The sequence below is a fragment of the Candidatus Pseudothioglobus singularis PS1 genome (assembly GCF_001281385.1).
Lineage (GTDB): Bacteria > Pseudomonadota > Gammaproteobacteria > PS1 > Pseudothioglobaceae > Pseudothioglobus > Pseudothioglobus singularis.
Genome location: NZ_CP006911.1, coordinates 1,318,515 through 1,331,752, shown reverse-complemented (window position 1 = coordinate 1,331,752; position 13,238 = coordinate 1,318,515). Strand labels below are relative to the sequence as shown.

Sequence of the window (13,238 nt, the reverse complement as noted above, 5' to 3'; positions counted from 1 at the left end):
ATGGTGGTCTACCCTCTAGGATGGTGCTTTTGATGCTGCATTTTTAGTTGCGCATTCTGAATGTGAGTGTAAAGTTGAGTGCTTGAAATGTCGCTATGACCGAGCATTAATTGAACTGAACGTAAATCAGCCCCCTTCTGAACAAGGTGAGTTGCAAATGCATGTCTTAAAGAGTGCGGTGATATTGGTTTAGTGATGCCTGCAGTTGCAGCGTAGCTTTTGATGATATAAAAGAAATTTTGTCTTGACATCGCGCTACCCCGATTAGATAAAAAATAGCTATCACATTGACCATTTTTCAAAAGTAATGTTCTTGAATTTCTTTCATACTGGTTAAGAAAATCAATAGCCATCTCTCCTAATGGCAGCATTCTTTCTTTGTTTCCTTTTCCATGGACACGGACAAACTCCTCTTTGAGATTTAAATTATGATAACTTAAGCTGATTAACTCTGAAACTCTTAATCCACAAGAATAAAGAAGTTCAAGCATTGCACGATCCCTTTGGCCATATATAGAATTTGTATTAGGGGCCTCTATTAATTTTTCAACTTCTTGTATGTTTAAAAAAATAGGTAGTTTTTTTTCCAACTTAGGATAATCCATTTGTTCAGTTGGATCATTAGACATTTTTTGATTGTTTAACAAGTACTGAAAAAATGAGTGAAGGCAGGTTAGAATTCGAGACCGAGACGCAGCACTAAGATTTGATTTTTTCCTATAAGAGAAATAGTCATGCACTAATTTTTTATCAACACTGGTGAATGGTTTTTGATTAAGCCATTTATTAAAAATGTTAAGATCAGAGCGATAAGCGCTCAATGTATTTTTACTAGCACCACTAGTTAGCCAGTAATAATCGATAAATTGATCAATGAGATTATTGTTCATTAACAATCATTCTACTTAAGAATTTAAAGATTGGACAAAAAAAATGCCAGTAAAAACTGGCATTTATCTATTCAATGAATTATTTCTTTTTGAGTTTCTCTTTAATTCTAGCAGCCTTACCTGTAAGTCCACGTAAATAATATAGTTTTGCTTGACGAACTTTACCACTTCGCTTGACTGAAACACTATCAATCATTGATGAGTGTGTTTGAAAAACTCTCTCTACGCCTTCACCATGTGAAATTTTTCGTACAGTAAATGCAGAATTTAACCCTCTATTTTTCTTTGCGATGACAACGCCCTCAAAGGCCTGTAATCTTTCGCGAGTCCCTTCACGAACCTTTACCTGAACAACAACTGTATCACCTGGAAAAAACTCAGGGATATCAGATCTAAGTTGCTCACTTTCAATTTGATCAATTAAATTCACGATTGCACCTATTTGGGGTTTCTGAAAAAAGCGGTAATTATACATATTTTTTCTTTCTTACACAAGAAGCAATGAGCTTTTAAATAGATCTTATTGATTTTATTTTTTAAATGTTTTAACCATAATATGAGATAATCTCATTGAATAAAAATAAAAGTAATCAATGGGAAAAGCAACAGGTTTTTTAGAGTTAGACAGGCAGGTTGAGTCATACCGTGAAGTGGATATCCGCATCAATGATTATGATGAGATTTTTTCTGGCACTCACAACTTAGATCAACTCCAAGAGCAAGGCTCAAGGTGTATGGATTGCGGCGTCCCTTTTTGTCAGTCCTCAACTGGCTGCCCAATAGATAATTTAATACCCGAGTGGAATGATCTCGTTTACAACAATGAATGGCAAGAGGCTTTAGAGCGTCTTGAAAAAACTAATAACTTCCCTGAGTTTACTGGGAGAGTGTGTCCAGCTCCATGCGAGGGTTCATGTGTACTAGGCCTTAATAACCCAGCTGTTACAATTAAAAATATTGAGTTAGCTATTGTTGACAAAGGTTTTGAGGAAGGCTGGATTAAACCTAAACTTATTGAATTAAGAACAGATAAAAAAGTTGCTGTGGTTGGTTCTGGACCTGCTGGTCTCGCAGCCGCTGATGAGCTTAATCAAATGGGGCATTCTGTTATGGTCTATGAACGAAGTGATCGTATTGGTGGTCTTTTGATGTACGGTATCCCAAATATGAAATTGGGTAAGGATGTTGTTGATCGACGTGTTGATTTATTAATGCAAGAGGGTGTTGAGTTTATGACTAACACTGATGTTGGTAAAGATATCTCAACAGATGAGCTGCAAAATAATTTTGATGCGGTCGTTTTTACAACTGGAGCCACAAAGGCAAGAGATCTTCCAGCTGAAAACAGAAATGCCAAAGGGATTTATCCAGCAATGGATTACCTAACTTCAAATACTAAAAGTCTTCTTGACAATGGCATTGCTGATGAAAGCCAACTTTCAGCAAAAGGAAAAAATGTTATTGTGATTGGTGGCGGTGATACTGGAACAGATTGTATTGGCACGTCACTCAGACAAGGCGCTAAATCGATTATAAATTTTGAGTTAATGAGTCAGCCCCCAGAGCATCGTTCAGATACAAATCCATGGCCAGAATGGCCAGTGATTTTCCGTGTGGATTATGGTCATGAGGAGTCTAATAAAGTATTTGGGAATGATCCAAGGCGATACCAGCTTTTAACAAAAGCATTTTTAAAAGATAGTAATGGTGATGTTAAGGGAATCAAAACAATTAACGTTGATTTTGTAGATGGAAAATTAACTGAAATCGATGGTACTGAGAAAACCTGGGATGCTGAGTTGGTGCTTTTATCCATGGGATTCCTATCCCCAGAGCACTATCTGAGTGACGATGCTAATATTGAGCTAGACGAGAGAGGCAACTACCAATCTAAGCATGGTGAGTTCAATACTTCAAGAAAAGGCGTTTTTTCTGCTGGAGATTGTCGAAGAGGTCAATCACTCGTTGTATGGGCAATTAATGAAGGTCGCGGCGTAGCAAATAGTGTCAATAGTTTTCTTTTAAATTCGTAAAGGTTCGATCGTAGATATGGCTGAAATATTGGGTGCTGAAGTAGATGAAGAGGGTTACTTGCTTAATGAAACTGACTGGACGCGTGAGATAGCAAATGCTATGTCTGAAGAGGATGGTATAGAGCTCTCACCAGAGCACTGGGAGGTCATTAATTTCCTTCAAGATTATTATAAGGAGTATGAATTTGCCCCGGCTGTTAGAGTTCTTACAAAAGCTATTGCAAAAAAACTTGGAAATGATAAAGGTAATTCACGTTATCTATATTCACTTTTTCCATATGGTCCTGCAAAGCAAGGCTGTCGATTCGCTGGCTTACCAAAACCAACTGGCTGCGTTTGAGGAAAGCTTGGCGGCTTTAAGAAGAAATGACCTCCAATTTAATAAGAGGTAAAGTCATATGTCGTTGATAAGTATTCTTTTTACGTTCTTTTTTTATTTCTCTGCACTCATCTTTGTAGTAGGTGTTTCTTATAAATTAGTGCAGTATTGGAATACTCCAGCTCCTCTTAAGATACCTATCGCACCAGCCTCATTAAATAAATCTGGAGTCATCTTAAGGTATTTGAAAGAGATTTTTTTATTTTCAAGTCTTTATAAATCAAACAAGTGGACTTGGCTTTTTGGATGGAGTTTTCATTTTGCACTCGTCCTTCTTTTTTTTCGTCATTTACCTTACTTTTGGCCAGGAGAGGTCCCTCTGGTGCTCTATAAAACTGAGGTCTTTAAATATTCGTCCTACCTGCTATTTTTTGGCTTGATTGGATTATTAAGTCGAAGATTATTTGTTGATAGGGTCAGATATATTTCTTCTCCTTCCGACTATCTCATGCTTTTGGTTTTGATCTTTATCACTGCTACTGGAATGTTAATGACTTTTGGTAATAATCATCCAAATATGTTATTAGTAACTAATTTTGCAAGTGGTTTGATTACTTTTAATTGGTCTGAACTCCCAAAAGAAATGATTTTTATGGCCCATATATTCCCTGTCTTTTGCCTCATTGCAATTTTCCCTATTTCTAAACTCCTTCATGGTCCAGGAATATTTTTTTCACCTACATTCAATCAAGTGGATAATGCACGTAAAAAAAGACATATATCTGATTGGGCATTAAAAAAGGAACAAAGTTCAAAAATAGATATCGAAAATAATAATGATAAGACATAATAATTTTGACTAACGATAATCAAATAAAGCTTCCCACATACATTGAAGTGCCAGCAATTAAGAAAGATGCAATGGTGGGTAATGGGCCATTTAAGGCGAGTAAGGATATTCAACAGAGCCTAGGTTTTCCTGGAGAAAAAGTGGATAACTGGCAACAAGTAGCTATTGATAAAATCGCTGAAACCAAGTCTAAATACCGTTCAGTCCAAGTTTTCTTAGACGCCTGTGTAAAGTGTGGAGCTTGCACAGACAAATGTCATTATTATCTAGGGACTGCAGATCCAAAAAATATGCCTGTTGCAAGGCAAGATCTTTTTCGAAGCGTTTACAGAAGACACTTTACTTTTGCAGGCAAGTATTTTCCAAAATTAGTTGGCGCTAAAGATTTTGATGAAAATATGCTTGATGATTGGTACAACTATTTTCATCAATGTTCACAGTGCCGAAGATGTGCTGTTTACTGTCCCTTAGGAATAGATACAGCTGAAATTTCTATGGCTGCTCGTGAAGTGATGAATGTCATTGGAGTTGGTCAAAAATACCCTAATCAAATTTTAGGAAAGATTAATAAAATTGGAAACAATTTAGGAATGCCTGAGCCTGCATTGAGAGATACACTTGAAGACCTTGAAGATGAGATCAAAGATGAGACTGGAGTGAATGTTAAACTTCCCTTAGATATTAAAGACTCTGAAGTTTTAATGGTAACTCCTTCAGCGGATTTTTTTGCTGAACCTCACATTGATGGACTTATTGGCTATGCCAAAGTGTTTCACGAGAGTGGCGTGAGTTGGACATTAAGCTCTTACGCTTCTGAGGCGGCAAACTTTGGTATGTTTATAGGAAATTATGACGTAATGAGGCAAGGTGCTTTAAGGATTCGTAAAGCTGCTATTGATTTAAATATAAAGCGAGTTATAGTTGGAGAGTGTGGACATGCCTGGCGTGTTGCTTATAGTTTTTGGAATACCCTTACAGGTATTGGTGAGGGGGGGGGGGGGGAATATTCATCAAGACTTCAAAAGCAACTTGATAGTAATTACCCGCAGCCACAACATATGATTGAATTTACATATGACTTAATTCAAAAAAACAAACTATCCTTTGAGAAATCTAGAAATGATCATCGAATAGTTACCTTTCATGACTCCTGTAATGTTGCTCGAGGTAGCAATATGGGGGATATTAAAAATGGGCAATTTATCTTGCCCAGAGAAGTCATTAAGGCGGCCTGCAATAATTTTGTAGAGATGCCAAAGAATACTATCAAATCCTCCACTTTTTGTTGTGGCGGCGGCGGGGGGCTTTTAACAGATGACCTTATGGATTTGAGGATAAAGGGGGCCAAGCCAAGAATGCATGCTCTAAAGCAGACTGAGCAAGAAAAAGGAGTAAACACCCTGGCTGCGATTTGCGCTATCTGTAAATCACAGTTTTCTAAAGTTCTCCCTAATTATGATTTTGACCCATACATGATTGTGAGTGTTCATCAGCTCGTTAGTGAGGCTATTGTGTTAAATAAAAGCTCAGATACTGAAGCATAGATTTCTATAAGGTACTGTAATATTTCAAAATGCCTTGATAGATTGACTGTGCAATTTTAGTTTGTTGCTTGCTGTTGGTGAGTCTCTTTTCCTGAGTTGGATTCGATATAAAGGCAGTTTCGACTAATACCGAGGGAATTGAGGGAGACTTGAGTACAACAAAGTTAGCTTTCTGAGGAACTTTTTTATGAATTGGTCCAATTTTTTCAAGTTGTTTTATTATCTCGTTTGCAAGATTAAATGATTGCATGTCACGATCCTTTCTTGAAAAATCTTTCAAAATATTTTTGAGAAACTGGTCACTATCAATAACTGATTCGACTCCTCCAAATTGATCAACTACGTTTTGAGATGTTTCCAACTGTTTTGCCAATTTACTATTATTCCCTTTCTCACTTAATATATAAACAGAGGCACCTTTCGCAACAGGACTTTCGACAGCATCCGCATGAATAGAAATAAACATTGTTGCTTTTTCTTTTTGAGCGATTGTAATTCTTTTTGTTAGTGGAACATAATAATCACCACTTCTAGTTAATACTGCCTTCAAATTCTTATTTTTATTAATGATTGCCACTAATTTTTTAGCAATAGCCAGGTTGACATCTTTCTCTTTAGATCGGTTTTTTCCAATTGCGCCCGAATCTTCACCACCATGACCCGCATCGACAAGGATAATTTTTTGATTTTGTATAGGCGTAACTACTTCAGGCTTTGTAATTTTTTTTGTTATTTTGAGCTCTGAATCGATAACATCTACTACCAATCGATGGTACTTGTATTTTGCATTTGGCTTTAAAGTGAAGTGCTTAGTGCTAAATTTATTATTAATATGAACAATTAATTTAATAGTTTCTTTATCGCGTTTGATTCTAACTTTTTTTATACGAGAGTCTTTAAAGAAAAGATTTGAAAAAGTTTCAGATAAAACCTCAGCATCATCAAAGCTTATAATGAGGTAATCATCAAAACTTTTGATATTAAAAAGTGTATCCTCTTCTTTATCAATAACGATTCGAGTATGGTCTGGAGCAGACCAGTATCTAAAATCATAAAGAGTCGTTTTATCATCTGCAAGCGAGAAAGCAGAATAAACAATAAAAAATAAACTTATCCAATAGCGCATTCTTTTATAGATTGACCTAAATCAGTTTGAAATGTTATTTTGGCATTTCTTATATCTCCATTGCCACTTAATTCAATTGAAATATCTGATTTTGCTAGTGCACCCTTTCCTAGCTCTGGCCATTCAATAAGCTGAAGGCATCTAGGCTTGAGATATTCACGTATTCCGATATATTCTAATTCCTCTGGGTCTGTCAATCGATAGCAATCAAAGTGATGAATATCAACATTTTCATTTTGATAACTCTCAACAAGGGTGTAAGTTGGGCTTTTTACTTTGATGAACCCAAAGTACTTAATAAAGTTTTGAGCTAAAGTCGTTTTTCCAACACCAAGATCACCAATCAAATATATGACACAAGGATATTCAAGATTTGAGCAACACTCTGCAAGTTTTTCACCAAGTGCTTTTGTATCATCGAGATTTTTTAATATTAAATCCAAACTAATTGGTATAGATAACTGGCCAGAATCGTCAGTAAAATTAAACCTCCAAACCGGCTTATTCTTAACTTTAAAGAGAAAATAAGAATCAACAAAGTAAAGATAAGCATATAAATATAGTCTCTACTCATTACTTCTGAAGGAATCTGAAAAGGAAGGATTAAGCCTGGAATGGCTAAAACACCTAATGAATAAATAAATTGGAGCCATAAATTGGAGCCAATAATATTGCCAATAATCATTTGATGTTGTTTTTTTAAAGCACTGCTAATGGCAACTGCTAGTTCTGGCAAGCTTGTTCCCAATGCAACCACTGTTAATCCAATAATTAAGTCGCTTACTCCAAAAGCTAATGCAAGATTTGTACCGCCCCAAACAACAAGCCTGGCGCTGGATACTAATATTACTAAGGATATGATTAGGAGAAGCCAAGTTTTCCCTTTGGATTGGTCCTTGTTTGTGTCTTCAGAGACTTCATTTTCAAGGTTGTTATCTTTTTTTGACTCGTTAAAAACATAATATAAGAATAGGAGAAGTAGTGTTAGTAGAATGGAGCCATCGATAAAACTTAAAAAGCCATCTATTAGTAGGAACCCAATAACTAAAGTGGATAAAAATAGAAAGAGCCATTCTTTTTTTAAGACATTTTTTTCTACAATTACTGGATGGATAATTGCAGCAACTGCAAGTACTAAGCCAATATTAAAAATGTTTGAGCCAAATGCATTTCCAATACTTAATTCAGGATGACCATCATAAGCAGCAAGTCCAGAGACTAACATCTCTGGTGCTGATGTACCAAAACCAAAGATCAATAAGCCAATAATTAGTGGTGAAATGTTAAATATTCTGGCTATTTTAGCGCCATTATCTGTAAATGCATCAGCACTCCAAACAAGTAAGGTGAAACCAATTAAAAGAGATAGGACTGAGATAAGCATAGTAATGTTAAAAATAATTTAACGTTTATTATAGAGTCATCGAAGTTTGATTTTAATAAACACGTTCGTATTAATGATCTAATAATGCAGATCGATATTGATAAATACTAGATTTCCAAAGTCAAATATCTATAATAAATGGATGATCCTCATTACAAGACCCATTTCTCAAACTAAAAACTTAGAGTTACTTCTAAATAACAGAAATATTGATTATGCTTTGTTTCCTGCTTTTGAGATCATCAAAATTCAGACTGCAGCTCCTGTTGAAAAATACGATATTATTATTTTTATAAGTGTCAATGCAGTTAGTTATGCAGAAGAGCACTTTAATGAATTATTCAGTGATTCTTCTAAAGTTTTTGCCGTTGGGCCATGGGCCAGCAACGGCAAATCAATTATTAAAGAAAAATATTGCAGTTGACTGTTTTCCAAAAGAGAATGCCTCAAGTCAAGAACTTTTAAATATCAAAGAATGTGCAGAGCTAGCGAATAGAAAAATATTAATTGTTAGAGGAAAGGGCGGTTCAGAAACTTTAAAAAAATATTTGAGTGCATCTAATCAAGTAGATTATCTAGAAGTTTACGAGAGAATTCCATGCAAGCTGAGCAAAATTCATAAGGAGTCTTTAATGTCATTTGTAAATCACCCCGATGGAGCATCTATGGCAACAAGTAATGAGAGTCTAGTCAATATCATTCAGTTAGTTTCGAGTGCCTCTTCAACCTATTTGGAGATTTTAAAATCAAGAAGAATGATTGTTTTTAGTGAACGAATTAAATCCACAGCAAAAAATTTAGGGTTTAAAAAAATTGAAGTTACGCAAAATCCCTCTGATGAAGATTTTGTTGGCATTTTATTTAATAAAAAGTTATAAAAAAATGCACAAATATAAATTGTTTGGGTAACATATGTGAAACTATATCAGGAGTTCAGGTGATAAGATTTGGAATTTCATGGGTGGCGCGTATGCTAGGGGTTAGTGGCTTCACCGTCCAACAACCGACAACCCGCGGCTCTCTTCAAGATCTAAATATTTCTGAACGAATCATCCCCTTCAATCCAAGTAACCTAGCTATAGACGAGTCTCATTTGAAAAGTGATTCTGAAGCTACAAAGCACTTGAAACGTTTTCAAGATACTCAGGTTAAGTTGAATAGTGATGCAGAGCTAACAGACGCTAGCAATGATCAAGATTTAGTTTCTGTAATAGCTACTTTGAAATCTAAGTTATATCAAGAGTCTATTAAAAGTAAGCATTATACAAATGCTTTTAATGAGCTTAATGAAAGACTAATTGAGCTTGAAAAGATTGTCCAGCCAGAAAAGAAAACAGATTTTCAAAAACTGCAGGGCTGGGTTCACTCAAAAAGGCATTTCCACTAACCACTCATTCTTGAGTTTTCGTTATAACCATAAAATACTTCAATTCAGTTTGAATTTTTTTATGAACGTTCACCTATTATCAGTATTACAATTGGCGTCAAATAACTAATTAGGTATAATATTACTTGGTTTTTTAATTAATATAAATATGTCAAAAAGTGATTACATTGAGTTAGAAGGTGTCGTAAAGGAAAAATTACCCAACACAACATTTAAAGTTGAGTTAGAAAATGGACATAGCGTTCTTGCTCATATCTCAGGAAAGATTCGTAAACACTATATACGCATATTACCTGGCGATAAGGTAACTGTCGAAATGACTCCTTATGATTTGACCAAAGGTAGAATTACTTTCAGACATAAATAAACCTGTTAAGCCAGTGTGGTGGAATTGGTAGACACGCCGGATTCAAAATCCGGTTCCTTCACGGGAGTGACGGTTCGAGCCCGTCCACTGGTACCAAATATGAATTATTGAGTAATTCATATATAAAATATTAAATTAACATTCTTTCACTAGGATTTTAAAATGGATAACAACCTGCTAAGTGATGCAATAACTTTGACCATGTTTGGTATGGGATTTGTTTTTGTATTTTTAGCATTGATGGTTATTGTTACAAACCTAATGTCAAAGTTAGTAACAAAAATTCAGCCTTCAATGAATGTCTCTGCATCGATGAGCTCTGAATCTTCAATAGAAATTGATGAAAAGACAAGAGCTATCATAGAGGCAGCAATCAAAATGCACATACAGAGATAAATCATGTCAACAAAAGAAAATAATAAACCTGTTCAAATTACTGAGTTAGTGCTCCGTGATGGACACCAGTCACTCTTTGCAACAAGAATGCGAATTGATGATATGCTCCCTATAGCGGAAAAATTAGATCAGATTGGCTACTGGTCAATGGAATCTTGGGGTGGGGCAACTTTTGATGCTTGTATTCGTTTTCTTGGAGAAGATCCTTGGGAAAGAATTCGTGAAATCAAGAAAGTTATGCCTAATACGCCTCAGCAGATGCTTTTAAGAGCTCAAAATTTGCTTGGTTACAGACACTATAGTGATGACGTGGTTAGAAAGTTTGTTGATCGTTGTGCAGAGAATGGGGTTGGCGTATTAAGAATATTTGATGCAATGAATGATACGCGCAATCTTAAGACCGCCATTGATCAAACGGTCAAGACAGGCGCACATGCTCAGGGAACAATATCCTATACAGTCAGTCCTGTTCATACTACTGAGCTTTGGATTGATATGGCAAAAGAAATAGAAGATATGGGCGCCCTTGTGTTGTGTATCAAAGATATGGCTGGCTTACTTCAGCCTTATGTTGCTTTTGATCTTGTTAAAAAGTTAAAAAAAGCTATTGATATTCCTATTCAGCTTCATGCACATGCAACTACAGGCCTTTCTACTGCATGTATTATTAAGGCTGTTGAGGCTGGTATTGACCGAGTAGATACGTGTATTGGCTCAATGAGCATGACTTATAGTCACTCTGCGACAAATTCTGTAGTCTCAATCCTTGAGGCTAGCCCAAGAAAAACTGGCTTAGATTTAAATAAGCTTGAGGAAATTGATCAGTACTTTAAGCCAATAAGAACTAAGTACGCAAAGTTTGAAGGCTCTCTTAAGGGTGTTGACTCAAGAATTTTGACATCTCAGGTGCCTGGTGGAATGCTCACCAATATGGAAGGTCAATTAAAAGAACAAAATGCACTAGATAAGATGGATGAGGTTTTATTAGAAATTCCTCGTGTCAGAAAAGATCTTGGATATATTCCACTTGTCACTCCAACTTCACAAATCGTAGGCACTCAATCTGTGCTCAATGTCCTGACAGGAGAGAGATATAAAACAATCACTAAAGAGTCGGCAGGCATATTGAAAGGTGAGTATGGAAAAGCCCCAGCACCCGTTAATAAAGAATTACAAGAAAGAGTATTAGAGGGTTCTGAGGCTATTACATGCCGACCTGCAGATAATATTGAGCCTGAGCTAAGCGTTTTAGAGTCTGAGTTTGATAAAATTGTTTCTGAGAAGGGTATCAGGGTTGCTGATCAGAAAATTGATGATTTAATGACTTACGCACTTTTCCCACAAGTTGGAATAAAATTTTTAGAGAATAGAGACAATCCAGAATTTTTTGAACCAGTCCCTGTTGCTGAAACTGAATCCTCAAAAGATCAAAAAGATGAGGGAGTCTATACTGTTTCATTTAAAGGACAGTCTTATACTGTTAATGTATCTGCTGGAGGAACTATAACTTCAATGGGGTCCTCTTCAGATCAATCTACTCAGAGTTCTGAAAGTTCCGATGACGAATCAAAAGTCCCACTTGTAAATGGAAAAGAAGATATTTCTGCGCCACTTTCAGGAACCATATGGAAGACTCTTGTTACTCCAAACCAGAGTGTTAAGAAAGGTGATACCTTAATTGTTTTAGAGGCAATGAAGATGGAAACTGAAATAAAAGCAACATGTTCAGGTGTTGTGGTTAGTGTAGATGTTAAAGAGGGCGATTCAGTTACTGTTGGTCAACTTCTTCTTTCTTTGGGTTAGATATGGATCAATTCAGTCTTCTTTGGACAAACACAGGGCTTTATCAGATGAGCTGGGGGCAAGGCTTAATGCTTTTAGTTGGCATCTTGTTGATTTACTTAGCCATTGTAAAAAAGTTTGAGCCACTTTTACTTCTTCCAATTGGTTTTGGAGCACTTCTAAGTAATATTCCAGGGGCTAACTTGGCTTTAGATGGGGGCATTTTGCATCTTTTTTACATGGTTGGAATTGAGTCAGGCGCTTTTCCACTAATTATTTTTATGGGTGTTGGTGCAATGACAGATTTTGGTCCTCTCCTTGCAAATCCAAAAACATTACTTCTAGGTGCAGCAGCTCAGTTTGGTATTTTTGCTACTTTGCTAGGCGCTGTTGGACTGTCAGTTATTGGTATTTTTGACTTTAATTTAAAGCAAGCTGCTGCAATTGGAATTATTGGTGGTGCAGATGGCCCGACCTCAATTTATGTGGCATCGATACTTGCACCAGAGCTACTTGGAGCTATTGCTGTGGCATCATATTCTTATATGGCACTCGTACCATTGATTCAGCCACCTATTATGAGAGCGTTTACAAATGAAAATGAAAGAAAAATTAAAATGGTGCAGTTAAGGGAGGTTTCAAAGGCTGAAAAAATAGTTTTTCCAATCATCCTTCTTTTATTAGTTGCTCTTCTTTTGCCAGCAGCAGCTCCTCTTTTGGGAATGTTTGCCTTCGGTAACTTAATGAAGGAGTCTGGCGTTGTTGATCGTCTTAGTGATACAACTCAGAACGCTATGATTAATATTGTAACTATATTTCTGGGTCTTGCAGTGGGTTCTAAACTGATGGCGGATAAATTTCTTCAATTAGATACATTGGGTATTTTGTTGTTAGGGTTGGTTGCATTCTCAATAGGAACAATGTGCGGTTTGTTAATGGCAAAACTAATGAATGTCTTTAGTAAAAATAAAATTAATCCTTTGATTGGGTCCGCTGGCGTTTCTGCAGTTCCAATGGCCGCTAGAGTCTCTAACAAAGTTGGCCTAGAGTCTGACTCAAATAACTTTTTACTGATGCACGCAATGGGTCCAAACGTTGCAGGAGTAATTGGCTCAGCAATTGCAGCTGGAATAATGATTCAGTTTTTAGCCTAGATCGAT

16 protein-coding genes and 1 tRNA gene are annotated in these 13,238 nt (G+C 36.2%); 12 read left to right on the top strand and 5 right to left on the bottom strand.

What is annotated here, in order from left to right; all coding sequences use genetic code 11:
* Positions 1-8 precede the first annotated feature (8 nt).
* Both xerD and rplS read right to left on the bottom strand, forming a co-directional pair.
* Positions 9-890, bottom strand: coding sequence for a site-specific tyrosine recombinase XerD (gene xerD, locus W908_RS06755; protein WP_053820472.1), 882 nt, complete (start codon positions 888-890; stop codon positions 9-11).
* 79 nt (positions 891-969) lie between these two features.
* Entirely contained in the window at positions 970-1,320 is a 351-nt protein-coding gene (gene rplS, locus W908_RS06750) for a 50S ribosomal protein L19 (protein WP_020024242.1), read from the bottom strand.
* Between the two features lie 163 nt (positions 1,321-1,483).
* Here rplS and W908_RS06745 point away from each other — a divergent pair, with 163 nt between their 5' ends.
* From W908_RS06745 to dsrK, 4 genes are read left to right on the top strand one after another with little or no spacing between them, the layout of a single operon-like run.
* Positions 1,484-2,923: a glutamate synthase subunit beta gene (locus W908_RS06745; RefSeq protein ID WP_053820471.1), complete on the top strand. Its 1,440-nt coding sequence runs from the start codon at positions 1,484-1,486 to the stop codon at positions 2,921-2,923.
* A 16-nt stretch (positions 2,924-2,939) separates the two neighbouring features.
* The gene (locus W908_RS06740; RefSeq protein WP_053820470.1) at positions 2,940-3,263 is read left to right on the top strand and encodes a TusE/DsrC/DsvC family sulfur relay protein; all 324 of its coding nucleotides are present in this window, start codon (positions 2,940-2,942) and stop codon (positions 3,261-3,263) included.
* A 58-nt stretch (positions 3,264-3,321) separates the two neighbouring features.
* Positions 3,322-4,092, top strand: a complete 771-nt coding sequence (locus tag W908_RS06735; protein ID WP_053820469.1) for a respiratory nitrate reductase subunit gamma — start codon at positions 3,322-3,324, stop codon at positions 4,090-4,092.
* Positions 4,093-4,097: 5 nt separating this feature from the next.
* The gene (gene dsrK, locus W908_RS06730) at positions 4,098-5,636 is read left to right on the top strand and encodes a sulfate reduction electron transfer complex DsrMKJOP subunit DsrK (protein ID WP_053820468.1); all 1,539 of its coding nucleotides are present in this window, start codon (positions 4,098-4,100) and stop codon (positions 5,634-5,636) included.
* Positions 5,637-5,640: 4 nt separating this feature from the next.
* Here dsrK and W908_RS06725 read toward each other — a convergent pair whose 3' ends face one another.
* The 3 genes from W908_RS06725 to W908_RS06715 are packed head-to-tail and all read right to left on the bottom strand — an operon-like array spanning position 5,641 to position 8,146.
* Positions 5,641-6,762: an N-acetylmuramoyl-L-alanine amidase family protein gene (locus W908_RS06725; RefSeq protein WP_053820467.1), complete on the bottom strand. Its 1,122-nt coding sequence runs from the start codon at positions 6,760-6,762 to the stop codon at positions 5,641-5,643.
* Positions 6,747-7,205 carry a tRNA (adenosine(37)-N6)-threonylcarbamoyltransferase complex ATPase subunit type 1 TsaE gene (gene tsaE / locus W908_RS06720; protein WP_020024235.1) on the bottom strand — a complete coding sequence of 153 codons (459 nt, stop codon included), beginning with the start codon at positions 7,203-7,205 and terminating at the stop codon, positions 6,747-6,749. Before tsaE ends, W908_RS06725 begins: the two co-directional genes overlap by 16 nt.
* On the bottom strand, positions 7,196-8,146 hold the full coding sequence (locus tag W908_RS06715) for a calcium/sodium antiporter (protein WP_053820466.1): 951 nt from the start codon (positions 8,144-8,146) through the stop codon (positions 7,196-7,198). Before W908_RS06715 ends, tsaE begins: the two co-directional genes overlap by 10 nt.
* Before the next feature lie 97 nt (positions 8,147-8,243).
* Here W908_RS06715 and W908_RS08900 point away from each other — a divergent pair, with 97 nt between their 5' ends.
* From W908_RS08900 to W908_RS06680, 8 genes are all read left to right on the top strand, one after another.
* On the top strand, positions 8,244-8,570 hold the full coding sequence (locus tag W908_RS08900) for a uroporphyrinogen-III synthase (protein ID WP_236849139.1): 327 nt from the start codon (positions 8,244-8,246) through the stop codon (positions 8,568-8,570).
* Positions 8,479-9,024, top strand: a complete 546-nt coding sequence (locus W908_RS06710; protein ID WP_236849138.1) for a uroporphyrinogen-III synthase — start codon at positions 8,479-8,481, stop codon at positions 9,022-9,024. The genes W908_RS08900 and W908_RS06710 overlap by 92 nt, the downstream gene beginning before the upstream one ends.
* Before the next feature lie 59 nt (positions 9,025-9,083).
* Complete coding sequence (locus tag W908_RS06705) at positions 9,084-9,533, top strand: lipase chaperone (RefSeq protein WP_053820465.1); 450 nt, start codon at positions 9,084-9,086, stop codon at positions 9,531-9,533.
* A 148-nt stretch (positions 9,534-9,681) separates the two neighbouring features.
* On the top strand, positions 9,682-9,900 hold the full coding sequence (gene infA, locus W908_RS06700; RefSeq protein WP_018402165.1) for a translation initiation factor IF-1: 219 nt from the start codon (positions 9,682-9,684) through the stop codon (positions 9,898-9,900).
* 9 nt (positions 9,901-9,909) lie between these two features.
* Positions 9,910-9,996 (top strand) — tRNA-Leu (locus tag W908_RS06695).
* Positions 9,997-10,062: 66 nt separating this feature from the next.
* Entirely contained in the window at positions 10,063-10,296 is a 234-nt protein-coding gene (locus tag W908_RS06690) for an OadG family protein (RefSeq protein ID WP_053820464.1), read from the top strand.
* Between the two features lie 3 nt (positions 10,297-10,299).
* Positions 10,300-12,099, top strand: a complete 1,800-nt coding sequence (oadA, locus tag W908_RS06685; RefSeq protein WP_053820463.1) for a sodium-extruding oxaloacetate decarboxylase subunit alpha — start codon at positions 10,300-10,302, stop codon at positions 12,097-12,099.
* 2 nt (positions 12,100-12,101) lie between these two features.
* Positions 12,102-13,232: a sodium ion-translocating decarboxylase subunit beta gene (locus W908_RS06680; protein ID WP_053820462.1), complete on the top strand. Its 1,131-nt coding sequence runs from the start codon at positions 12,102-12,104 to the stop codon at positions 13,230-13,232.
* Positions 13,233-13,238 lie beyond the last annotated feature (6 nt).

What these genes read in the sequence shown, in the direction of transcription:
- W908_RS06680 (WP_053820462.1), top strand. Translation starts at nt 12,102, where the DNA reads ATGGATCAATTCAGTCTTCTTTGGACAAACACAGGGCTTTATCAGATG.
- oadA (WP_053820463.1), top strand. Translation starts at nt 10,300, where the DNA reads ATGTCAACAAAAGAAAATAATAAACCTGTTCAAATTACTGAGTTAGTG.
- W908_RS06740 (WP_053820470.1), top strand. Translation starts at nt 2,940, where the DNA reads ATGGCTGAAATATTGGGTGCTGAAGTAGATGAAGAGGGTTACTTGCTT.
- infA (WP_018402165.1), top strand. Translation starts at nt 9,682, where the DNA reads ATGTCAAAAAGTGATTACATTGAGTTAGAAGGTGTCGTAAAGGAAAAA.
- xerD (WP_053820472.1), bottom strand. Translation starts at nt 890, where the DNA reads ATGAACAATAATCTCATTGATCAATTTATCGATTATTACTGGCTAACT.
- W908_RS06710 (WP_236849138.1), top strand. Translation starts at nt 8,479, where the DNA reads ATGAATTATTCAGTGATTCTTCTAAAGTTTTTGCCGTTGGGCCATGGG.
- W908_RS06690 (WP_053820464.1), top strand. Translation starts at nt 10,063, where the DNA reads ATGGATAACAACCTGCTAAGTGATGCAATAACTTTGACCATGTTTGGT.
- W908_RS06725 (WP_053820467.1), bottom strand. Translation starts at nt 6,762, where the DNA reads ATGCGCTATTGGATAAGTTTATTTTTTATTGTTTATTCTGCTTTCTCG.
- W908_RS06715 (WP_053820466.1), bottom strand. Translation starts at nt 8,146, where the DNA reads ATGCTTATCTCAGTCCTATCTCTTTTAATTGGTTTCACCTTACTTGTT.
- W908_RS06735 (WP_053820469.1), top strand. Translation starts at nt 3,322, where the DNA reads ATGTCGTTGATAAGTATTCTTTTTACGTTCTTTTTTTATTTCTCTGCA.
- W908_RS06745 (WP_053820471.1), top strand. Translation starts at nt 1,484, where the DNA reads ATGGGAAAAGCAACAGGTTTTTTAGAGTTAGACAGGCAGGTTGAGTCA.